Annotated in this window: 21 protein-coding genes and 1 pseudogene; 9 read left to right on the top strand and 13 right to left on the bottom strand. The window is 69.2% G+C overall.

What is annotated here, in order from left to right; genetic code table 11:
- Positions 1-17 precede the first annotated feature (17 nt).
- Positions 18-86: an LPXTG cell wall anchor domain-containing protein gene (locus CLM62_RS53325; protein WP_373559238.1), complete on the top strand. Its 69-nt coding sequence runs from the start codon at positions 18-20 to the stop codon at positions 84-86.
- Between the two features lie 111 nt (positions 87-197).
- Here CLM62_RS53325 and ppc read toward each other — a convergent pair whose 3' ends face one another.
- Positions 198-2939 carry a phosphoenolpyruvate carboxylase gene (ppc, locus tag CLM62_RS40980; protein WP_095754961.1) on the bottom strand — a complete coding sequence of 914 codons (2742 nt, stop codon included), beginning with the start codon at positions 2937-2939 and terminating at the stop codon, positions 198-200.
- A gap of 310 nt (positions 2940-3249) precedes the next feature.
- Here ppc and CLM62_RS40985 point away from each other — a divergent pair, with 310 nt between their 5' ends.
- Together CLM62_RS40985 and CLM62_RS40990 are read left to right on the top strand one after the other, a co-directional pair.
- On the top strand, positions 3250-4257 hold the full coding sequence (locus CLM62_RS40985) for a fatty acid desaturase (RefSeq protein ID WP_095754962.1): 1008 nt from the start codon (positions 3250-3252) through the stop codon (positions 4255-4257).
- Complete coding sequence (locus CLM62_RS40990; protein WP_095754963.1) at positions 4254-4931, top strand: TetR/AcrR family transcriptional regulator; 678 nt, start codon at positions 4254-4256, stop codon at positions 4929-4931. Before CLM62_RS40985 ends, CLM62_RS40990 begins: the two co-directional genes overlap by 4 nt.
- A 53-nt stretch (positions 4932-4984) precedes the next feature.
- Here the strand turns inward: CLM62_RS40990 and CLM62_RS40995 are convergent, their stop codons facing one another.
- On the bottom strand, positions 4985-5158 hold the full coding sequence (locus CLM62_RS40995; protein WP_095754964.1) for a CsbD family protein: 174 nt from the start codon (positions 5156-5158) through the stop codon (positions 4985-4987).
- 76 nt (positions 5159-5234) lie between these two features.
- Positions 5235-6044: a trans-aconitate 2-methyltransferase gene (locus CLM62_RS41000; RefSeq protein ID WP_095754965.1), complete on the bottom strand. Its 810-nt coding sequence runs from the start codon at positions 6042-6044 to the stop codon at positions 5235-5237.
- Positions 6045-6160: 116 nt separating this feature from the next.
- On the opposite strand from CLM62_RS41000, the gene tamR reads away from it, so the two are divergent.
- Positions 6161-6658, top strand: a complete 498-nt coding sequence (gene tamR / locus CLM62_RS41005) for a MarR family transcriptional regulator TamR (RefSeq protein WP_095754981.1) — start codon at positions 6161-6163, stop codon at positions 6656-6658.
- A gap of 253 nt (positions 6659-6911) precedes the next feature.
- On the opposite strand, the gene CLM62_RS41010 is transcribed toward tamR, so the two are convergent.
- Positions 6912-7685: a response regulator transcription factor gene (locus CLM62_RS41010; protein ID WP_179382446.1), complete on the bottom strand. Its 774-nt coding sequence runs from the start codon at positions 7683-7685 to the stop codon at positions 6912-6914.
- 273 nt (positions 7686-7958) lie between these two features.
- Between CLM62_RS41010 and CLM62_RS41015 the strand changes: the two genes are divergently transcribed.
- Positions 7959-8414, top strand: coding sequence for an N-acetyltransferase (locus CLM62_RS41015; RefSeq protein ID WP_095754967.1), 456 nt, complete (start codon positions 7959-7961; stop codon positions 8412-8414).
- Here CLM62_RS41015 and galK read toward each other — a convergent pair.
- The 3 genes from galK to galT are packed head-to-tail and all read right to left on the bottom strand — an operon-like array spanning position 8407 to position 11664.
- The gene (gene galK / locus CLM62_RS41020; protein WP_095754968.1) at positions 8407-9570 is read right to left on the bottom strand and encodes a galactokinase; all 1164 of its coding nucleotides are present in this window, start codon (positions 9568-9570) and stop codon (positions 8407-8409) included. The genes CLM62_RS41015 and galK overlap by 8 nt on opposite strands.
- A 49-nt stretch (positions 9571-9619) precedes the next feature.
- Complete coding sequence (gene galE / locus CLM62_RS41025) at positions 9620-10582, bottom strand: UDP-glucose 4-epimerase GalE (protein ID WP_095754969.1); 963 nt, start codon at positions 10580-10582, stop codon at positions 9620-9622.
- Complete coding sequence (gene galT, locus CLM62_RS41030) at positions 10579-11664, bottom strand: galactose-1-phosphate uridylyltransferase (protein ID WP_095754970.1); 1086 nt, start codon at positions 11662-11664, stop codon at positions 10579-10581. Before galT ends, galE begins: the two co-directional genes overlap by 4 nt.
- A 176-nt stretch (positions 11665-11840) precedes the next feature.
- Between galT and CLM62_RS41035 the strand changes: the two genes are divergently transcribed.
- Both CLM62_RS41035 and CLM62_RS41040 read left to right on the top strand, forming a co-directional pair.
- Positions 11841-13520, top strand: a complete 1680-nt coding sequence (locus tag CLM62_RS41035) for a sodium:solute symporter family protein (protein WP_095754971.1) — start codon at positions 11841-11843, stop codon at positions 13518-13520.
- 21 nt (positions 13521-13541) lie between these two features.
- Positions 13542-13871, top strand: coding sequence for a hypothetical protein (locus CLM62_RS41040; protein WP_095754972.1), 330 nt, complete (start codon positions 13542-13544; stop codon positions 13869-13871).
- Between the two features lie 166 nt (positions 13872-14037).
- On the opposite strand, the gene CLM62_RS41045 is transcribed toward CLM62_RS41040, so the two are convergent.
- A complete protein-coding gene (locus CLM62_RS41045; RefSeq protein ID WP_095754973.1) occupies positions 14038-14382 on the bottom strand; it encodes a cytoplasmic protein in 345 nt (114 codons plus the stop codon).
- A 22-nt stretch (positions 14383-14404) separates the two neighbouring features.
- On the opposite strand from CLM62_RS41045, the gene CLM62_RS41050 reads away from it, so the two are divergent.
- Positions 14405-15070: a TetR family transcriptional regulator gene (locus tag CLM62_RS41050; protein WP_107483862.1), complete on the top strand. Its 666-nt coding sequence runs from the start codon at positions 14405-14407 to the stop codon at positions 15068-15070.
- Positions 15071-15267: 197 nt separating this feature from the next.
- Here the strand turns inward: CLM62_RS41050 and CLM62_RS50490 are convergent, their stop codons facing one another.
- Positions 15268-15714 (bottom strand): hypothetical protein, encoded by a 447-nt coding sequence (locus CLM62_RS50490; RefSeq protein ID WP_179382447.1) that lies wholly within the window; start codon positions 15712-15714, stop codon positions 15268-15270.
- A complete protein-coding gene (locus CLM62_RS41060; RefSeq protein ID WP_257004387.1) occupies positions 15711-15956 on the bottom strand; it encodes a hypothetical protein in 246 nt (81 codons plus the stop codon). The genes CLM62_RS50490 and CLM62_RS41060 overlap by 4 nt, the downstream gene beginning before the upstream one ends.
- Here CLM62_RS41060 and CLM62_RS52415 point away from each other — a divergent pair.
- Positions 15900-16061, top strand: a pseudogene (locus CLM62_RS52415) (Scr1 family TA system antitoxin-like transcriptional regulator); the annotation flags it as partial. The gene CLM62_RS41060 and the pseudogene CLM62_RS52415 sit on opposite strands and share 57 nt — an antisense overlap.
- A 77-nt stretch (positions 16062-16138) precedes the next feature.
- Here the strand turns inward: CLM62_RS52415 and CLM62_RS41070 are convergent.
- The 3 genes from CLM62_RS41070 to CLM62_RS41080 form a co-directional block, all read right to left on the bottom strand.
- Positions 16139-16834, bottom strand: coding sequence for a LuxR C-terminal-related transcriptional regulator (locus CLM62_RS41070; protein WP_095754974.1), 696 nt, complete (start codon positions 16832-16834; stop codon positions 16139-16141).
- A 305-nt stretch (positions 16835-17139) separates the two neighbouring features.
- A complete protein-coding gene (locus CLM62_RS41075) occupies positions 17140-19038 on the bottom strand; it encodes a PQQ-binding-like beta-propeller repeat protein (RefSeq protein WP_095754975.1) in 1899 nt (632 codons plus the stop codon).
- Positions 19039-19106: 68 nt separating this feature from the next.
- Entirely contained in the window at positions 19107-20960 is a 1854-nt protein-coding gene (locus tag CLM62_RS41080) for a PQQ-binding-like beta-propeller repeat protein (RefSeq protein WP_095754976.1), read from the bottom strand.
- Positions 20961-21037: the final 77 nt, after the last annotated feature.

A 21037-nucleotide genomic window follows, 5' to 3' on the forward strand; every position in this document is an offset into this window, starting at 1 on the left:
GTGCTCCGGTCGGTCTGCTGGCGGCGGCTGCGGCGGGGCTGCTGGCCGCGGGCGGTTACCTGGTGGTCCGTCGTCGTAAGGCCTGATCCAAGGTCTGATCCAAGTCCTGATCCACGGCCTGATCCACGGCCTGATCCACGGCATGACAGTGCCCCCCATGCTTCGTACGAGCATGGGGGGCACCCTCATGTGCGGGGTCAGCCGGTGTTGCGCAGGCCTGCCGCCACGCCGTTGACGGTGAGGAGCAGGGCCCGGGACAGCAGCGGATCGGGCTGTTCGCCGGCCGCTGCCGCGTCGCGCTGGCGCTTGAGCAGGGTGACCTGGAGGTAGGAGATCGGGTCCAGGTAGGCGTCGCGGATGGTGAAGGTCTGCTTGAGGACGGGTGCGGCGTCCAGGAGTTCCTGTTCGCCGGTGACGCGGAGTACCTCGCGCACGGTGAGTTCGTGTTCGGCCTTGATGGTGTCGAAGACGTGCTTGAGGTCGTCGGGGACGAGGGTGTCGACGTAGTGGGCGGCGATCCGCAGGTCCGTCTTGGCGAGGGTCATCTCGACGTTGGAGATGAAGTTGCGGAAGAAGTGCCACTGCTCGTGCATCTCGTCGAGGACGGTGTCGAGGCCGGCCTCGCGCAGCGCCTTCAGTCCGGAGCCGACGCCGAACCAGCCGGGGACGATCTGCCGTGACTGGGTCCAGCCGAAGACCCAGGGGATGGCTCGCAGGCCGTCCAGACCGGCTCCCGAGTCGGGGCGGCGCGACGGCCGGGATCCCAGGTGGAGGTCGGCGAGCTGGTCCACCGGGGTGGAGGCGAAGAAGTACGAGGGCAGGTCGGGGTCTTCGACCAGGCTGCGGTAGGCGGAGTGTGCGGCGTCGCTGACGACGTCCATCGCCGCGTCCCAGCGGGCCAGTGCCTCGACGGACTGGCGGGGGGCGGTGTGCAGGGCGGAGGCCTGGAGGGTGGCGGCGACCGTCAGCTCGAGGTTCTCCCGGGCGAGGGACGGTACGAGGTACTTGTCGGAGATGACCTCGCCCTGTTCGGTGACCTTGATCTCGCCTTCGAGGGTGCCCCAGGGCTGGGCGAGGATGGCGTCGTGGGAGGGGCCGCCGCCGCGGCCGACGGTGCCGCCGCGGCCGTGGAAGAGCCGGAGGCGGACGCCGTACCGGTGGGCGACGTCACGCAGGCGGCGCTGGGCGCGGTGGATCTCCCACTGGCTGGTGGTGATGCCGCCGAACTTGGAGGAGTCGGAGTAGCCGAGCATGACCTCCTGGACGTCGCCCCTGAGGGCGACGAGGCGCCGGTAGGACGGGTCGGAGAGCATGTCCTCCAGGATGGTGTCGGCGGCCTTGAGCTCGTCGGTGGTTTCCAGGAGCGGGACGATGCCGATCTTGGCCCAGCCGGCGTGGAGGTCGATGAGGCCGGCCTCGCGGGCGAGGACGGCGGCGGCGAACACGTCGTCCGCGCCCTGGCACATCGAGATGATGTACGACTCGATGACCTCGGGTCCGAAGACTTCCAGGGCTCGCTTGACGGTCTGGAAGACGCCGAAGGTCTTCTCGCCGGCCGCGTCGACGGGGGCCGGGGTGGGGGCGAGGGGCCTTCTGGAGCGCAGTTCCTTGGCGAGCAGCTTGGTCCGGTATTCGCGGGGCATGTCGGCGTATCGCCAGGACTCCTCGCCGAGGCGGTCGAAGAGCTGGCCGAGGGCGTGGTGGTGGGCGTCCGCGTGTTCGCGTACGTCCATGGTGGCGAGCTGGAGGCCGAAGGCGGCGAGGGTGCGGATGGTGCGGTCCATGCGGCCGTCGGCGAAGAGGCCGCCGCGGTGTTCGCGCAGGGAGGTCTGGATGAGGGTGAGGTCGGCGAGCAGCTCGGAGGTGCCGAGGTAGTCGCGGCCTTCCTCGTGGGGGGTGCCCTTGGCGAGGCGCTGCTTGGTGTTCTCGAGCTTCTGCCGGATGCAGGTGGCCTTGAGGCGGTAGGGCTCTTCGGCGTTCAGGCGCTTGTAGCGGGGGCTGATCTCGGGCAGCCGCTCGAGGTCGGCCTGCAGTGACTCGAGCAGTTCGTCGGTGGCCCCTGTGTAGCGGATGGAGTTCGACAGGAAGCCGCGGAGTTCGTCGATCATCTCCAGGGCGTCGTTGATGCCGTGCTCGTGCTGGAGGATGAGGACGTCCCAGGTGACCTGGGGGGTGACGTTGGGGTTGCCGTCGCGGTCGCCGCCGATCCAGGTGCCGAAGGTGAGGGGGCGGGTGTGGTCGGGCAGCTTGACGCCCACGCGTTCCAGTTCGGCGGTGAGGTCCTCCAGCACATCTCCTACCGCGCCGGCGTGCAGTTCGTCCAGGTAGTAGATGGCGTTGCGGGCCTCGTCGGCGGGCTCGGGGCGTACGACGCGCAGTTCGTCGGTCTGCCAGACGAGGTCGATGTTCTCGGCGAGGCGGGTGTCGTAGCGGCGGCGGTCGGCCTCGGTGACGGGGAGTTCCAGGAGCGCGGCGATGCGCCGGAGCTTGTTGAGGACCGACCGGCGTGCGGCCTCGGTGGGGTGGGCGGTGAACACCGGGCGGACATTGAGGTGGGCGACCGTCTGGCGCAGGTGCTCGGGGTCGGCGTCCTTGAGCCGGTCGGCCGTGCGGGCGAGGAGGCCGCCCTCGGCGGCGCGCTTGGCGCGCAGTTCGCGGCCGCGGTGGACCTGTTCGGTGACGTTGGCCAGGTGGAAGTAGGTGGAGAAGGCGCGGACCAGCTTGGCGGCGGTCTGCAGTTCGGTGCCGCGCAGCAGCTGGGCGGCGGCCTCGCCGTCCTCGCGGGTGAGGCGGCGGACCTTTTCGACGAGCTCGAGCAGCTCGGGACCCTCCTGTCGGACGAGGGTCTCGCCGAGGAGGTCACCCAGTCGCCTGATGTCGGCGCGCAGCGCACTGCTGGTCGTCGTGGTGGGCGTGGTCAGGTCGTCGGCACTGCTCACAGGTGCGGCTCCTTGCAGTGTTGAAGCTCGTCTGGGAGGGAACCCGGAGGGCGGTCGGGCGGCTGTCACCGCATACGGGCCGGACATCCGGGAAGAAATCAGAGCGGACCGCGCTGTCCGACCGTCTCCAGGATAGGTGTCCGTGCGGACGCGCAGGCTCACGGGCTCTTGCCGCCCGGCGGCGCACTGCCATACTTACGATGCCGTAGGTTACGGAACCGTAGGGAAGTCCCGCTCGGCTCCCGCTCGGTTCCGCGCCCCCGGCGTTTGTCTCAACTCTCGAAACCCTCGAACCCCACAGGGGACGCGCATGACCACGAGCTCTGATGTGATCGAAGACTCCCCGAAGGCGACCGACACCCCCACTCCCTCCGCCACGCTGGGCGGTGAGAAGAAGCGTTCGATCGAGCAGATCGCGCTGCTGCTCTTCATCATCGTCCCGTTCCTCGCGCTCCTGGCGGCGGTGCCGCTGGCGTGGGGCTGGGGTGTGAGCTGGCTGGATCTCGGCCTGCTGGTCTTCTTCTACTACCTGGGCTGCCATGGCATCACGATCGGATTCCACCGCTACTTCACTCACGGTTCCTTCAAGGCGAAGCGGCCCCTGCGGATCGCGCTGGCGATCGCCGGCTCCATGGCGGTCGAGGGCCCTCTGGTGCGCTGGGTCGCCGACCACCGCAAGCACCACAAATTCTCGGACGCGGAGGGTGACCCGCACTCTCCCTGGCGTTTCGGCGAGACGGTTCCGGCGCTGATGAAGGGCCTGTGGTGGGCGCACATCGGCTGGATGTTCGACGAGGAGCAGACGCCGCAGGACAAGTACGCCCCGGATCTGATCAAGGACCGGGCGATCCGCACGATCTCTCGTCAGTTCATTTTCTGGACGATCCTCTCTCTGGCCCTGCCCGCTGTGATCGGCGGTCTGGTGACGATGTCCTTCTGGGGCGCGTTCACGGCGTTCTTCTGGGGCTCGCTGGTCCGGGTGGCTCTGCTGCACCATGTGACGTGGTCGATCAACTCGATCTGTCACGCGGTCGGCAAGCGGCCCTTCAAGTCGCGTGACCGTTCGGGCAACGTGTGGTGGCTGGCGGTCCTGTCCTGTGGCGAGTCCTGGCACAACCTGCACCATGCGGACCCGACGTCGGCGCGGCACGGTGTGGAGCGGGGCCAGCTGGACTCCTCGGCGCGGATCATCCGCTGGTTCGAGTTGCTCGGCTGGGCGTACGACGTGCGCTGGCCGTCACGCTCGCGTATCGATTCCCGTCGGAACGCGGGTTCGGACGGCTCTCGGCGCAAGAAGGAGGCCGCCGAGGCGGCATGATTGACGCCGTGGCGACCGACTCCAGCAGCACCCCGAGCAATGAGAAGCCGCGGCGTGCGCGTCGCACCCGGATGACCGGTGCCGAGCGCCGTCAGCAGCTGCTGGAGATCGGTCGCACCCTGTTCGCGGCGAAAGGTTTCGAGGGCACGTCGGTGGAGGAGATCGCGGCGAAGGCCGGGGTGTCCAAGCCGGTGGTGTACGAGCACTTCGGCGGCAAGGAGGGTCTGTACGCGGTCGTGGTGGACCGGGAGATGCGGCGCTTGCTGGACATGGTGACGAGTTCGCTGACGGCCGGCCATCCGCGTGAGCTGTGCGAGCAGGCGGCGTTCGCGCTCCTGGACTACATCGAGGAGTACACGGACGGCTTCCGCATCCTGGTCCGTGACTCCCCCATCCCGCAGTCGACGGGTTCTTTCGCGTCTCTCATCTCGGACATCGCCACGCAGGTGGAGGACATCCTGGGCCGCGAGTTCAAGAGCCGCGGCTTCGATCCGAAGCTGGCGCCGCTGTACGCGCAGGCGCTGGTCGGCATGGTCGCCCTGACGGGGCAGTGGTGGCTGGACGTACGCCGTCCGAAGAAGGCGGAGGTGGCCGCCCATCTGGTGAATCTGGCGTGGCACGGGCTGGACGGGCTGGAGCCGAAGCCGCGACTGATAGGGCACCGGAAGAGCTGACCAAGCCGCTCTTCCGGTGCCCCTGCCGGCGTCAGCCCTTTCGTCGTCTGACGTCAGCCTTTGAACGTGTCCTTCCCCTTCTCCTTCGCCTGGCGGGCGTGCCCCTTCGACTTCTCGGCCCGGCCTTCCGCCGTCATCCTCTCGTTGCCGACGATGCGGCCCATGGCCTCCTTGGCCTTGCCCTTGAGCTGTTCCTTCTTCGCCTTGGCCTTCTGCTCTCGTGCCACCGTCCATCACTCCCAGCGAGCCTTGACCACGGTGTCACTACAGCGAGTGACCCTTGCGGTGCGGTTCAAACACCGGTCAGCGACTCCTGTGGGCGACGGCGAAGATGCGGCGGAAGGGGAAGGGCGTGCCGTGCGGGCCGGTCGGATAGGCCTGGCGGAGGGCGGTCCGGTAGGCGGTGAGGAAGTCGTGCCGGGCCTCTGGGGCGTCGGCGAGGGCGGTGAGGACGGGGCGCAGGCCGGTTCCCTCGACCCAGTCGAGCACCGGGTCCTCGCCGTGCAGCAGATGGATGTACGTCGTCTCCCACACGTCCGCCGTGCAGCCGAGGTCGGCCAGCTTCTCCAGGTAGGTCTCGGGGGCGAGGACGGCGTCGTCGTGGCGCAGGGTGTCGGCGAGGCGGTCCTTGAAGCGGGCGGAGTGGGCGAGGTCGCGCATGAGCTGGTGGCTGGGGGCGCCGAAGTTCCCCGGCACCTGGAAGGCGAAGGTGCCACCGGGCTTCAGGCCCGCCGTCCACTCCGCGAACCGCTCGGCGTGCCGGGGGATCCACTGGAGGGTGGCGTTGCTGACGATCAGGTCGTACGGCTCCTCGGGCGCCCAGGTCCGTACGTCCGCGTGGGCGAAGTCGAGGCGGCCGCCGCCCGGGGTGGGCCCGGCGTGGGCTTCGGCCCGGGTGAGCATCTCGGGCGAGTTGTCGTAGCCGGTGATGCGGGCGGTGGGCCAGCGTTCGGCGAGGAGGGTGGTGACGTTGCCGGGGCCGCAGCCGAGGTCGGCGATGCGGGGGGAGTCGGTTGGCGGGCCGGGGACGCGGGCGAGGAGGTCGGTGAAGGGGCGGGCGCGGTGGTCGGCGTGGCGCAGGTACTGGGCGGGGTCCCAGGTGGGGGCGGGCATCGGGCCTCCTCGTCGTGACTGTTCTCGACGGTCCCAGCCTCACCCGCACTCAGCTCGACGTCAAGAGTCTCGATGTCAAGAGACTTCACGTCGACACAACCACTACACTGATCGTCATGGAGGACGAGGTCGATCGGCTGGTCGCAGCGTGGCGCCGGGAGCGCCCGGACCTCGACGTGGAACCGCTCGAGGTGCTCAGCCGGGTGAGCAGACTGGCCCGGCATCTGGACCGGGCACGCCGGCTGGCCTTCGCCGAGCACAGCCTGGAGCCCTGGGAGTTCGACGTGCTGACGGCGCTCAGGCGCGCGGGCACGCCGTATCAGCTCTCGCCGGGCCAACTGCTCACCCAGACCCTGGTCACCTCGGGCACGATGACGAACCGCATCGACCGGCTGGCCAAGAAGGGCCTGGTGGAGCGGCTGCCCGACCCGAGCGACCGGCGTGGCGTGCTGGTCCGGCTCACGGATGAGGGCCGGGATCGCGCGGACCAGGCCCTGGCCGGACTGCTGGACCAGGAGCGCGCGATCCTCGCGGAGCTCTCCCGCGCGCAGCGGAGCGAACTGGCGGGACTGCTCCGCCAGTTGACCGCCCCGTTCGACAACATTCCCGGCTAGGGCCTGTCCGGCGGATTATGTCGCAGACGCGGGGCCTGGCACGCCGATCTGCGGCGTTGTCGTCGGTCGCCGACTCCCCCACGCTCGAACAACCTCGCGCGGGGGGACCCCCATCGCGTCGACTCCCTCCTCCGCCTTGCAGCTCGACGCACCAGACCCCGCTCACCTGCGTAGATGAGGTGCCGCCGATTTCCTGCGACCTGATCCGCCGGACAGGCCCTAGGCCTGCCGGGCGCAGGCTCAGCGCAACTGATCAGGCGCTACTGCTTTCCTCCACCCCGATTCGCCCGGCCGGCCCCAGGTCGACGGGGCCGACGCCGGCCCGGCGTGCGAGCGCGACGGCGGCCAGGGTGCTGTGGACGCCCAGCTTGCCGAGGACGTTCTGCATGTGGGTGCGGACGGTGTGCGGTGAGAGGAACAGGCGCTCGGCCACGGCCTTGCGCCCCAGCCCTGCCACCATGCACCGCAGGACCTCCCGCTCCCGGGGGGTGAGCGACTCGACGAGCCGCTCGCTCTCGGTGCGGTGTTTGCGGGCGGCGGTCAGCTCGCGCAGGACGCCGGTGAGCAGGGCGGGCGGCAGATGGGTCTCGTCGCGCAGCACCCCCCGGATGACGGTGAGCAGCCGGGACAGCGAGCAGTCCTTGGCGACCCACCCGGACGCGCCGGCCTGCAGGGCGAGCGCGGCCCGCCGGGGATCGTCCTTCTCGGCGAGCACGACGATCCGTACGGCCGGCTGCGCGGAACGCACCCCGGCGACCAGCGAAATCCCGTCGACCAGCCCGTCCTCGTTGCCCTCCTGAACGGGCACGGCGGGCCGTACTCCCGGGACGTTGCCGCCCAGGTCGGCGTCGACGAGCAGCACATCGAAGCGGCGACCCTCGGCGGCCGCCCGCTCCAGACTGCGCAGCGCCGCGGGACCGCTGCCGGCGGCGGACACGTCGACGTCCGGCTCCGCTGCCAGCGCGGCCGCGAGCGACTCGGCGAAGATGCGATGGTCGTCGACGACCAGGACTCGGATGCGAACCACGAAACCCCCTTCCCCAAGCTCTCTGAAGAGCAGGGGATACCCCATCGTCGAAGGACGACACCGGGAGACGACATCGGCGCGGGTACGGCGCCCGAAGCGCGATGGCTGCACGCACGGCCGCCGCCGTGCAAGGACTGCTACCCCCACTTCGGGCGTCGTACCCGACTGTCTCGCCCCCTGATCAGCACCGGCCCCCACCGGTGCTGTTCATCAGAGTACGGGTGGGGGCCGGGAGCGGAAGGCAATTTGCAGAACTGGCTGTCCGGCACGTTTATGGTGAGCCGCATGTTTCGTCTGGTGACAGAAGTCGACAAGGCCCGGCAGGATTTGCTGCGTGTGCGGCTGCGGGAGACCAACACGGCGGCCTCACCGATCCTGCGCGCGCTGCGCGGAACGCCCGGCGAACGACAACTTCCCCTGCACGTGTGGGCCTTGGACTCCTCCGACGCCCTGGCCGGCGGCCTGGTCGGCCACACCTGGGCGACCTGGCTGCATGTGACGTACCTGTGGGTCGACGAACGCCACCGCGGATCGGGCCTCGGCTCCCACCTGCTCGCCCGGGCGGAACGGGCGGCCCGCAGCGAACGGGGCTGTACGGCCGTACGCCTGGAGACCTGGGACTTCCAGGCGCCGGCGTTCTATCAGAGGCGGGGCTACGAGGTGGTGTGCGTGATCCCCGACTATCCGCCGGGGATCACGGAGTACACGCTGACGAAGCGGCTCAGCTGAGCCGCCGCGCCCCCGCCGAAGGCACCACCTCGAACACGCGAGGTGCGGTGAAGTCCGCCGCGGCGAACGCCTCCTGGACGGCTTTGGTGATCGTGTCGACGTCGGCGGCCTCCGCCAGGACGATCGCCGAGCCGCCGAAGCCGCCACCGGTCATGCGGGCACCGAGGGCGCCGGACGCCAGCGCGGTGTCCACGACCAGGTCCAGTTCGGGGCAGGAGATGCGGAAGTCGTCCCGCAGGGAGGCGTGGCCCTCGATCAGGACCGGGCCGATCGCGCGTGTCTCGCCGGACTCCAGCAGCGAGACGACCTGCTCCACCCGGTGGTTCTCCGTGACGATGTGGCGGACCAGGCGGCGGACCTCCTCCTCGTCGCCGAGGCGCTCCAGCGCCGCGTCCAGTCCGTCGTACGGCACGTCCCGCAGCGCGTCGACGCCGAGCAGGGCCGCGCCCTTCTCGCAGCCGGCGCGGCGCTTGCCGTACTCGCCGTTGCTGTGGGCGTGCTTGACCCGGGTGTCGACGACCAACAGGCGCATGCCCTCCGCGGCGAGGTCGAAGGGGATCTGCTTCTGGGACAGGTCGCGGGTGTCGAGGAACAGGGCGTGGCCCGCCTCGCAACACGCGGACGCCGTCTGGTCCATGATGCCGGTGGGGGCGCCGACGTAGACGTTCTCGGCGCGCTGGCACAGGCGGGCCAGCTGCCAGCCCTTCAGGCCGAGTGCGAAGAGGTCGTTGAGGGCGAGGGCCACGACGACTTCCAGCGCCGCCGACGACGACAGGCCCGCGCCCGCCGGCACCGTCGAGGTGAGGTGGACGTCCGCGCCGGTGACCTGGTGGCCCGCCTCGCGCAGGGCCCACACCACGCCCGCCGGGTACGCCGTCCAGTCGTGGTCGGACTCGGGGGCCAGGTCGTCCAGCCGCAGCTGAACGACACCGGCCTCGATGTCCGCCGAGTGCAGGCGCAGGACGCCGTCCTCGCGCCGGGACACCGCCGCGACCGTGATGTGCGGCAGCGCGAACGGCATGACGAAGCCGTCGTTGTAGTCGGTGTGTTCGCCGATCAGGTTGACCCGGCCGGGCGCCGCCCACACGCCTTCCGGATCGGCCCCGTACAGCTCCTTGAACCGCTCGGCGACAGCCCCTGCCACAGCCTCGCTCATGCCCTGACCCCTGACCTTTCGTACGTTCTGCCTGCTGCGCTCGTGCGCGCTACTTGCCGCGCCGCTGCGCGAAGTCCCACGCGTCCGCGACGATCCCCGCGAGATCCGCGCGGGACGGGTTCCAGCCCAGCTTCTCCCGGGCGGTGTCGGCGGACGCCACCAGGACCGCCGGGTCGCCGCCCCGGCGGGGGGCCACGACCTCGGGGATCGGGTGGCCGGTGACCTGCCGGACCGTCTCGATGACCTCGCGGACGGAGAAGCCGTTGCCATTGCCGAGGTTGCAGATCAGGTGCTCGCCCGGCTGGGCGGCCTCGAGTGCCAGGAGGTGGGCGTCGGCCAGGTCGGCGACGTGGATGTAGTCGCGGACGCAGGTGCCGTCCGGCGTCGGGTAGTCGTCGCCGAAGACGGAGATGGCGTCCCGCTTGCCCTGCGCGACCTGCAACACCAGCGGAATGAGGTGCGACTCGGGGTCGTGCCGCTCGCCGTGGGCGCCGTACGCGCCCGCCACGTTGAAGTAGCGGAGGGACACGGCACCGAGCCCGTGGGCCGCCGCCTCCCCGGTGATCATGTGGTCGACGGCCAGCTTCGACGCGCCGTACGGGTTGGTGGGCTTCGTCGGCGCGGTCTCGACGATCGGCACCTGATCCGGCTCGCCGTACGTCGCCGCCGTGGACGAGAAGACCAGCTTGCGCACGCCCGCCTCGCGCATGGCGGCGAGCAGCGCCATCGTGCCGCCGACGTTGTTGTCCCAGTACTTCTCGGGCTTGACGACCGACTCGCCGACCTGGGAGAAGGCGGCGAAGTGCAGGACGGCGTCGAAGGAGGGGTCCAGCCACTTGGCGGCGTCCCGGATGTCACCCTCGACGAAGGTGGCGCCGGCCGGGACGCCCTCGCGGAAGCCGGTCGTCAGGTTGTCGAGTACGACGACCTCGTGGCCCGCCTCCAGCAGATGCTGGGCGACCACGCTGCCGACATAGCCCGCGCCACCGGTGACCAGGTACTTACCGCTCATGAACTCGCTACCTCTCGCAGTCGCTCGGCCGCGCGCTCCGGCGGCACGTCGTTGATGAACACGTTCATACCGGATTCGGAGCCCGCGAGGTACTTCAGCTTGCCGGAGGTGCGGCGGATGGTGAAAAGCTCGAGGTGCAGCGCGAAGTCGTCACGGCTGACGCCGTCGAACTCCTCCAGCGTGCCGAACGGCGCCTGGTGCCAGGCGGCGATGTAAGGCGTCGGAGGCTCGTCCACGGGGTTTTCGCCTCCATCCCCCCCGCCGAAGATCCGGTCGAAGCGCCTCAAGAGTTCCAGATACACCTTGGGGAACTCTGTGCGCGCGTCCTCGTCGAGTCCGAGCAGATCGGGCACTCGACGCTTCGGGTACAGGTGGACCTCGTACGGCCAGTGCGCGGCGTACGGCACGAAGGCGAGCCAGTGTTCGCCCTCCAGGACGACCCGCTCGTCGGCGAGTTCCCGCTCCAGGACGGCGTCGAAGAGATTCTCACCTCCGGTCGCCTCCTTATGAGTTGCGACAGAACGCAGCATCAGCGCGGTGCGCGGCGTGGTGAACGGGTAGGCGTAGATCTGCCCGTGCGGGTGGCCGAGCGTCACACCGATCTCGGCGCCGCGGTTCTCGAAGCAGAACACCTGCTCCACGGAGGGGAGATGCGACAACTCCGACGTCCGGTCGGTCCACGCCTCCAGGACCAGCCCTGCCTGCTCCTCCGTCAGCTCGCCGAAGGACGCGTTGTGGTCGGAGGTGAAGCAGACGACCTCGCAGCGGCCGGAGTCGCCGGCGAGGGAGGGGAAACGGTTCTCGAAGACCACGACGTCGTACGACGAGTCCGGGATCTCGCTCAGGCGGTCGCCCTGGGACGGGCACAGGGGGCACTCGTCGGCCGGCGGATGGTAGGTGCGACCCTGCCGGTGCGAGGCGATGGCGACACAGTCGCCGAGCAGGGGATCGCGGCGGACCTCGGACGTGGTGACGGTCCGCTCCAGCGGGCGGCGGTCGACCGCGTCCCGCACGGTGTCGTCCCGCAGGTCGTAGTAGATGAGCTCGCGACCGTCGGCCAGCCGGGTCGAGGTCTTCTTCACTGCGGACTCCTATTCGAGCCACTCAATCATCAAACAGAACCAAACACATTAGAACACAAGGCACCTCAACTGTCGACATCACAATCCAACAAAGAGCTTCACCGGAGGTGTTCAATAACTGAACGCTGAGGCGTAGGTTCCGCCACGGATCAGTTCGCGCAACGAAGCGAGTTCTTATGCAAACCCCCACACATCTGGCAGCCGAGCTGCGACTCCCCACGAACTGGCTCGACTACACGATCCTCGGCATCTACTTCGTCGTCGTCCTGGGCATCGGCTTCGCCGCCCGCAGATCGGTGAAGACCAGCCTCGACTTCTTCCTCTCCGGCCGCTCCCTTCCGGCCTGGGTCACCGGCCTCGCGTTCATCGCCGCCAACCTGGGCGCCACCGAGATCCTCGGCATGGCCGCCAACAGCGCGCAGTACGGCGTCTACACCACCCACTGGTACTGGATCGGCGCCATCCCGGCGATGGTCTTCCTGGGCCTGGTCATGATGCCGTTCTACTACGGCAGCAAGGTCCGCTCGGTCCCGGAGTTCCTGCTCCTGCGCTTCGACAAGGCGGCACACCTGCTCAGCTCGATCCTGTTCGCCTTCGCCGCCATCCTCATCGCGGGCGTCAACCTCTACGCCCTGGCGATCGTGGTCGAGGCGCTGCTGGGCTGGCCGGAATGGGTGGCCATCGTGGTCGCCGGCTTCTTCGTCCTCGCCTACATCACGCTCGGCGGCCTGTCCTCCGCGATCTACAACGAGGTCCTGCAGTTCTTCGTGATCCTGGCGGCCCTCATCCCGATCACCGTCCTCGGCCTGAAGAAGGTCGGCGGCTGGGACGGCCTGTCCGACTCCCTCAGCAAGACACACGGCGCCGACTTCATGACCTCATGGGGCGGCACGGGTATCGGCAGCGACAACCCGCTGGGCGCCAACTGGCTGACGATCGTCCTCGGCCTCGGCTTCGTGTTGTCGTTCGGCTACTGGACGACGAACTTCGCAGAGGTCCAGCGAGCCCTGTCGGCGAAGAACCTCTCGGCAGCCCAGCGCACCCCTCTGATCGCCGCCTTCCCGAAGATCTTCATCGTCTTCCTGGTGATGATCCCGGGCCTGGTGGCCGCCGTTCTCGTCCCGAAGATCGGCACGTCCGGCTCGGACCTCCAGTACAACGACGCGATCCCGTACCTGATGGAGGCCCTGCTCCCGAACGGCGTCCTCGGCATCGCGGTCACCGGCCTCCTGGCGGCCTTCATGGCGGGCATGGCGGCCAACATCTCGTCCTTCAACACGGTGTTCACGACGGACATCTGGGCGAAGTACGTAGTAAAGGACCGCGAGGACGACTACTACGTACGCTTCGGCCGCCTGATCACAGCGATCGGCGTCATGGCGTCGATCGGCACGGCGTTCCTGGCGTCGTCCTTCTCGAACATCATGAGCTACCTCCAGACGCTGTTCTCCTTCTTCAACGTCCCGATGTTCGTGGTCTTCATCATCGGCATGTTCTGGAAGCGGGCGTCGATGAAGTCGGGCTTCTGGGGCCTGATCGCCGGCACGACAGCCGCCATGCTGAACTACTTCTGGATCTACAAACAGGGCATCATCGACATCCCCTCCGACCAGGGCGCCAACTTCGTCTCCGCGATCGCGGGCTTCGTGGCGGGCGCGGTGGTCATGATCGCCGTAACCCTCTTCACGGCCCCCAAGCCGACCGAGGAACTCCAGGGCCTGGTCTACGGCACCACGTCCCCCGGCATGGAGGAGCCCCCCGCACCCGGCGACGAGGCCTGGTACCGCAAGCCGGCCCTGCTGGGCTGGGGCGCGGTGATCCTGGCGGCCGCCTGCTACATCCCGTTCTCGTTCTGACGCGGGAGGATTGGAGACACCATGTCCGAATCTTCCGGGCCCTCCGGATACTCCGAGAAGGACGTCCTGCGAGAGGTCTCCGACCTGCAGACCAAGTCCGCGACCGCCGCCCGCCTCTTCGACATCCGGCGCATCATCGGCGGCCTGTTCGTCGTGTACGGCGTCATCGTCACGATCGCGGGCTTCACGGCGTCGGACGCGGACATCGACAAGGCCGAGGGCGTCAACATCAACCTGTGGACCGGGTTGGGAATGCTGGCCCTCGGCGTGTTCTTCCTGGTGTGGCTGAAGCTGCGGCCGGTGGCTCCGCCGCCGCCGGATGTTGTGGCGGGAGACGAATCCGGGGAGTGAGGGTTGGCGAGGGCGGCGCAGCCCATCGGCATGCCGCCCTCGCCTCGCTTGATGTGGCCCGCACACACCGGCTTGATGCGGCCCGCACACACCGGCAACGCGTGATCGACCTCGGCCGGGAAGTGGGCCGAGGGACCCGCCCGGCATGAGGGGCGACGAGGCGTGTTCAGGAGGCGGACGGCCCCAACGCGGCATCCGTACGCGGGGCGCCGGGCCGGGGTTCCTTGAGCTCGATGAACACGGAATAGGTAGCCGTCTGGCCTACATTGCGGCCCTGGTGCTCCTGCGCGTCCAGCCAGCGGACTTGGCCCGCCTCCATGTCGACCGGGACGTCTCGACCTCCGGCCGAGATCACCCGCTGGAACGAGGACAGGGTCACCATGACGCTGTCCGGATGGGCATGCAGATGCGTCCCATCGCCCGGCGCATCGCGGTACTCCAGCACCCGCACACGTTCGTTCTCCCACAGGACCCGGTACAGCTGCGGGTCGGTGACCACAGGGTCATTCATGGGACTAACGTACCATGACGGCATGGCAGTACCATATGAATCGACGGGACGGATCCAGCAGAAGCAGCGCACTCGGGACGCCCTCCTCGCGGCCGCCCGGTCCCTGCTGGAGAGCGGACACACACCGACCGTGGAACAGTCGGCTGACGCCGCCGGCATCTCCCGTACCACGGCCTACCGTTACTTCCCGAACCAGAGACACCTGCTCCTGGCAGCTATACCGACCATCGACCGGCCCAGCCTCCTCGACCAGGACGCACCCGATGACGTCCACGCCCGCCTCGACCTGGTCATCGCCGAGCAGACGGGGATCCTGCGCAGGTGGGAGCCCCAACTGCGAGCCGCGCTGCGGCTGTCCCTGGACCAGGAACCACAGACGCCGCGCGACGCCCGCCCAGTACTGCGACAAGGCAGGGCCATCGCATGGATCGAGGACGCCCTGGCGCCGCTGGCCGAGTCGCACCCACACATCGACCGCAGACGACTCGCTGTCGCCATTCGCGCCGGCTGCGGAATCGAGGCTTGGGTCTGGATGGTCGACATAGCCGCCGTGTCACGGACGGAGGCCGCAACCCTCATGCGCGAGTCAGCACAAGCACTACTGTCCGCAGCCCTGGCACAACACGGCGAAGGATCAACGGGGAATTGGCAGATCTGTTCCACCTCCGCGAAGGAAAACACCAGGTGAGGTGGCCGTGCCGGTGGAACAGATCTGCCAATCACTGGGTGAGCGTCCGGGCCCCCGCGCAGATCGCGTCGTGTCCCGGGGTGGTGGGCTCGTGCGGGCGCCCGGACTCCGGCAGTCCGGGTGTGGGCGGCGAAGCCCGGCGGTACGGGGTGCCGCCCTCGCCTCACTTGATGGCTGTACGGCGGTTCACGGCGGGGTCATCGGGAGGCACCCCTGGAGGCGTCGGCGACGACCTCGGCCCAGACGGTCAGGCCGTTGCCGTTCTGTCCCCGGAGCCCGGCTGGGCGGTACGCCAGTACGCCATGGACGCTCCCCATGGTCGACGACTCCGCCGCGGCCCCGCCCGGCAGAGCCGTCGGCCGACCCCCAAGTCGTGCGCCTCGCGACCTGGCCACACGCAGCGCGCGGGAAAGAGCGTCCGCCAACTGATCTGCCGGCGCGCCGAGTTCACCGACCTTCGTCGCTCCCTCCGCGAGCACATCCCGCGTCCGGCCAAGCAGTCTGTCCGCGAGCCCGAGTTGTACGTCCTCGACCCGGTCGGCAAACCGGGAGGCGAAGCCGTCGCCATCCGTGAGGAGGAAGCAGGGCTGCCCGTATGCGCCGGTCCAGGGCAGGAGCCGTACACGGTTCGCTTCCTCCCTCATGACGCCTCCCCCAGACAGGCGTGGATGTCGCGGGTGTCGAGATCGACGCCGTACGTGGCGAGCCACAGGGCGTCGCGCCGCAGCCGCTGGAGCCGGGCCTTCTCCGCGCGCTCGTGAGCCGTGAGGTAGGGGCGGACGAGGGGGCTGGCGGAGCCGTCGACGGCTGGTGGGTCGGCAACAGCGCGGTGCCTGAGTGGCTGGATCCGCTCGTCTCCTTCGAGCAGGCCGCGGCGTACGAACACGTCTTCGCGAACACCGCCATTCCCGGCCTGCTCCAGACGAGGGAGTACGCCGGCGCCATCCATCAGGCGCGTGAAGTGCGCAGCTCGAACGAGGACATCGAGCGGATGGTGGAAGCGCGGATGAAGCGCCAGGACATCCTGGAACGAGACCCGGCACACGTGTACACCCCCGTAGGGGCGGGTCAGGAATCCGATTGGTGCGGTTCGTGCGGGAGAGGCCCCGCCCGATCCAACAACCCCGTCCGCGCCGCCAACGCCGCCGCCTCCAGCCTCGAGCCCACGCCCAGTTTCATCAGTACCCGTTGGACATGGGTCCGGGCCGTCGACGGTGCGATGCCCATGCCTGCCGCGATCAGCCGGGTGTCCTCGCCGTCGGCGACCCTGACCAGGACCTCGATCTCCCTCGGTGTGAGCATCTGGAGCAGGCGCTGGCCCTCGTCATCCGGCTGGGCCGCCGGGTTGAGGAGTTCGCTGAAGGCTCCTTGGAGGAGCTGTGGAGCGACCGCCGCCTCCCCCGCCCTCGCCTTCATGATCGCCCGCTCGACCCCCTCGATGCGCTCGTCATGCCGTACGTAGCCGGACGCGCCCGCAGCGAAGGCCGCCGCGATGCCGCGTGGGCTCGGTACCGGGCCCAGCACCAGGACCGCGACCTGCGGCCGCTCCCGCTTGATCCGGACCACCGGGTCGAACATGCCCGGCTCCGCCGGTGTCGCCGTCCCCAACAGGCACACCTCCGGTGCCCGGCTGATCACCAGTTCCGCCGCGCCCGCGGCGGGCGCCGCCGCGGCGAGCACCCGGTGCCCCCGCAGCTTCAGTGCCGAGGCCAACGCCTCGGCGAGCAATCGGTGGTCGTCGACCACCATGAGCCGCACTCCCATCGAGCAAACCCCCCAGTCCCCCCAATGGATCTCCGCGGAAGCCCCTATGGCTGCCCCCACTATGGATCCCCACCGGTCCGCACGTCCGCACGGACGGAAGCCCCCTCCCGGCTCCCCCCGCCCTTCATGCCCCCGGAAGCTACACGCTTGTTCGACATTGCGCTTCCCCTACTCGTGAGAAGTGCCCCGGATCGACGGAATTTCTGGCTTTCCGCTGATTCGAGGGTGATGAGCGGTACGTGTACGGCCTCGCCCCTGACCAGGGACGAGGCCGTGTCACCGGGCCGGTGGTGTCGGTCAACCGGTCAACTCGTGCCGAATCCGATCACCAGGTACTCCTCGTCGTTCGAGCTCGTCGACTCGCTGGCGAAGACCTCGGACATGAACAGGTGCCCCTGCGAGTAGAGCATCTCCGAGTACTCCGGGCTCATGCTGGTCTCCGCGTCCCGCACCGACTCCGTGGCCGGGTTCTCCAGCAGCTTCGTCTCCTTGAACGAACCGCCGTCGATGCTGACGATCTGACCGCCCTTGTCGTACGGCGGACGCTTGTAGGCGATCAGGTTGGTGCCGTCCATGCGCAGCGGGGTGATCGTGTAGTCGGCGCCCGCGTCGGCGCGCTGGCCGGTCGTCTTTCCGGTGGCCAGGTCGATCGCGACGATCTCGTTGGTCTGGCTCAGTTCGTCGGAGCTGACGTCGTCCTCCTCGGTCGCCAGGTAGAGCCGGTCGTTGCCGACCACCACCGCGAAGCACTCCTCGACCTTGGAGATGCCGTCGCAGCTGGCGCCGTACTGGCCGCTGGGCGCCGCGATCCGGGTGCGCAGCTTGCCGGTCTTGTTGTCGATGGAGAAGAAGTCCGAGATGCCGCTGCCGTCCTGCGCGGCCTCGCCGACGTCGGCGGCCACGACCAGCGGGTCGGTGGACACGACGCTGGCGTACTCGATGCCGGTCGCCATCTTGTACTCGGTGATCACCTTCCCGGACTTCGGGTCGATGGTCTGGATGTGCAGCTCGCGCTGGTCGTACGAACCGCACTTGCGCACCGCGACCAGCTTGGGGCCGCCGCCGTAACCGGAGTCGTAGCAGGTGTCGGACGGCTTCGGGGCCCACAGCTGCTTTCCGGAGGCGATGTCGAAGGCGGCTCCGCCGTTGGTGCTGCCCACGGCGACCGTGCTCGCGCTGACGGTGATGTTGCTGAAGCTGATCGCCTGGTCACCGGACTTGGCGGTCTTGGTCCACAGCTTCTTGCCCGCGTCCAGATCGATCGCCGCGACCTGGCTGCAGCCGTGCGAGCGCTCGGCCTTGGTCGGCATCTCGGGCTCGTAGATGATCGCCGTCTCGTTGTCGGCGGTGGTGTGGTTGCTGCCCTGGCACACCGGGCCGGGGAGCTTGATCGTCCACAGCTCGGTGCCCTTGTCCGGGTCGTAGCCGACGATCTCGGCGATGCCGCTCTTGGCGTACACCTTGTCGGTGAGCCAGGAGCCGGCCGTGGAGATGGTGCTGTCGTCCTTGACCGCGGGCGCCGGGACCTGGAAGAGGACCTTGGAGGCGGGGTTGGCGGGCACCTTCTCCACCGGCTTGGTGGAGGTGCCCGAGGTGCCACCGGTGCCGCCGTCGCCGTTCTTGCCGTCGTCCGTGCCGCCGGTGCCGCCGCTGGAGCTCGCGGTGTCGTCCTTCTTGCCGTCGTCACCGGAGGAGGAGGCGTACAGGACACCGCCGCCGATGATCAGCGCGATCGCCACGACGGCCGCGATGATGATGGTCAGCTGCGCGTTGAACTTCCGCCCGCCGCTGGCCGGTTGTCCGGGCTGCCCGGCCTGCGGCTGCAGGGGCATGGTCGGCTGCGGGAAGCCGTAAGCGGGCTGCTGGCCATAGGGGTTGGGCTGGTGGCCATAGGGGTTGGGCTGCTGCCCGTACGGGTTCGGGGGCGGGGTCGGGTTGGGCGCCTGACCGGGATAGCCATAGCCGGCGGGCGGCTGCGGCTGCGGCTGCTGGGGGGTCGCCTGTGGATAGCCGTAACCGGGAGGGGTCTGCGGCGGCTGGGGCTGCTGGGGATAGCCGTAACCCGGCTGCGGCTGCTGCCCCGGTGGGGGCGGCGGCGTCTGCGGGGTCTGGGGCGCTCCGAAGCCGCCCTGCTGCGAAGGCTGGTTGGGCTGCGGCGGCTGGTTGGGTGGCTGATTGGGCGGCGGAGGCGGTGGCTGGGTCATGGCTTGAGTACCTCGCAGGCGGGGACGACGGAGCAGGCGAAGGACAGGACGGGACAGGAAGAGAAGGGTCACTTGCCGTAGGCGAGCATCAACTTCTCCTTCGCGTCGTCCTTGCCGGTCAGCCGGGCCGTCGAGAGGTAGAAGCGCCCGTCGGCCCAGTCGATGGCCTTCGAGAAGAAGCCGCTCTCGATCTCCGCGGTGCCCTGCGGCATCTGCAACAGCTTCGTCGGCGCGTGGCTGCCGCCGGTCGTCGGGATCGACACGACCCGGCCGCCCGAGTCGTACGACGGCTGCACATACGCGACCAGCTTGCCGCCGTCGATCTTCATCGGCAGCATCGACTCGTCCGCCGGGGACTTCACCCGCCACTTCTCCTTGCCGTCGGCGAGGTTGATCGCGACGATCTCGTTCGCCCCGGTCGTCGCCTCGGTGGGCAGGTAGAGGGTGCCCGCGTCGGCGGCCACGCCCTCGCAGCCCTGGAGGTCACGCGAGAGGACGGCCCAGCCGCACTCGGGGGCGAAGTCCTCGTCGAAGGCGACCTGCGAGCGGAACTTGCCGGTGGCGGTGAACGTGGAGATGTTCCAGGCGTTCTTGTCGTCGTTGGTGAGGTAGACGACCAGCGGGTCGACGGAGTAGGTCCGCGTGGCCCTCCAGCCCTTGTCGAACCTCTGGGTCCACTTGACCTTGCCGGTCGCGGGGTCCAGCTCCTGCATCTCGTCGTGCTCGTTCGTCCCGCCGGCGCCGCAGGACGAGACGACGACCAGCCGGGCGCCGCCCGCGAAGGCGCTCGGGAAGCAGGACTCGCCGTACCGCTTCTTGTCGAACAGCTTCTTGCCGGTGCGCACGTCGTACGCCGTGCCGGACTGCGAGCGGCCCACCATCAGCGTGTTGCCGGTGACGGACAGCCCGATCTGGCTCGTGCTGTCGAACAGGGCGCCGTCCGCGACCTCGCCGGTCCAGCCCTTCTCGCCGGTGTTGAGGTCGATCTCCTGGAGCTGGTTGCAGTCGGCGCGGTCGGTGCTGCCGCTCATGTACGCCACGACGATCTTGTCGTCGGCCGTCTTCTGCGGGGTGACCGCGCAGATCTTCTGCGGGAAGGTGATCGGGTCCCATGTGGGGTTGCCGTCGCCGACGTTGTAGGCGAAGAGCTGCTTGTACGCCGCCTTCACCGCGGTCTTGTCGGTGATCCACATGCCCGGGGCGTCGGCGCCGTCACCAGGGGCGTCGGGTGCGTCCTTGTACCAGAGCACCTTGGCCTCGCCGGCCTGGCGGCCCTCGTTGAGGTCCTCCGGGCCCGAGCCGCCGTCGCCGCTGCCGTCGCCGGGGTTGACCGGGGCCTCGGAGCCGGTGGCCTTGGGGTCGTCGGTCGGTCCGGCGACCGGCTTCTTCTTGCCCTTGCCGTCGTCACCGCCGCTCGTGACCGCGAAGACGGTTCCGCCGATGACGAGCAGCGCGGCCACGGCGGCGCCGATGACCAGGGCGGGCTTGCCCTTGAAGGGGTTGCGCGAGCCGGCGGCGGGCGGCGGGGTGCCGGGCGGGCCGGGGAACTGGGGCTGCTGCGGGTAGCCGTAGCCGGGCTGTCCTCCGTACGGCCCCGGCTGCTGCGACTGGCCGTACGGGCCGGGCGTGCCGGGCGTGCCATAGGGGCCCGGTTGGGCGTACGGGCCGGGCTGGGCGTAGGGGCCGGGCTGGGCGTACGGGCCGGAGGGCTGCTGTGGTGGCTGCGGCTGTTGTGGTGGCTGCGGTGGCTGCGGTGGCTGCTCGGGATAGCCGTAACCAGGCTGCGGGGTCTGCGGAGGTGGTGGCGTCCGGGGCGGGCCCTGGGGCGGCGGCGGTGCGCCGAAGCCTCCCTGCTGCTGTGGTGGCTGATCCTGCGGCGCTCCGAAGCCACCTTGCGGCGGCTGATTGGGCGGCTGAGTCATCAGCGGCTCCCCCGTTCAAATCACTGATTTTTAGCCACGCCCTGAGGTACGTGATGGACCCAGAGTCGTACTCATGA

The organism is Streptomyces sp. SA15 (genome assembly GCF_002291145.1).
Lineage (GTDB): Bacteria > Actinomycetota > Actinomycetes > Streptomycetales > Streptomycetaceae > Streptomyces.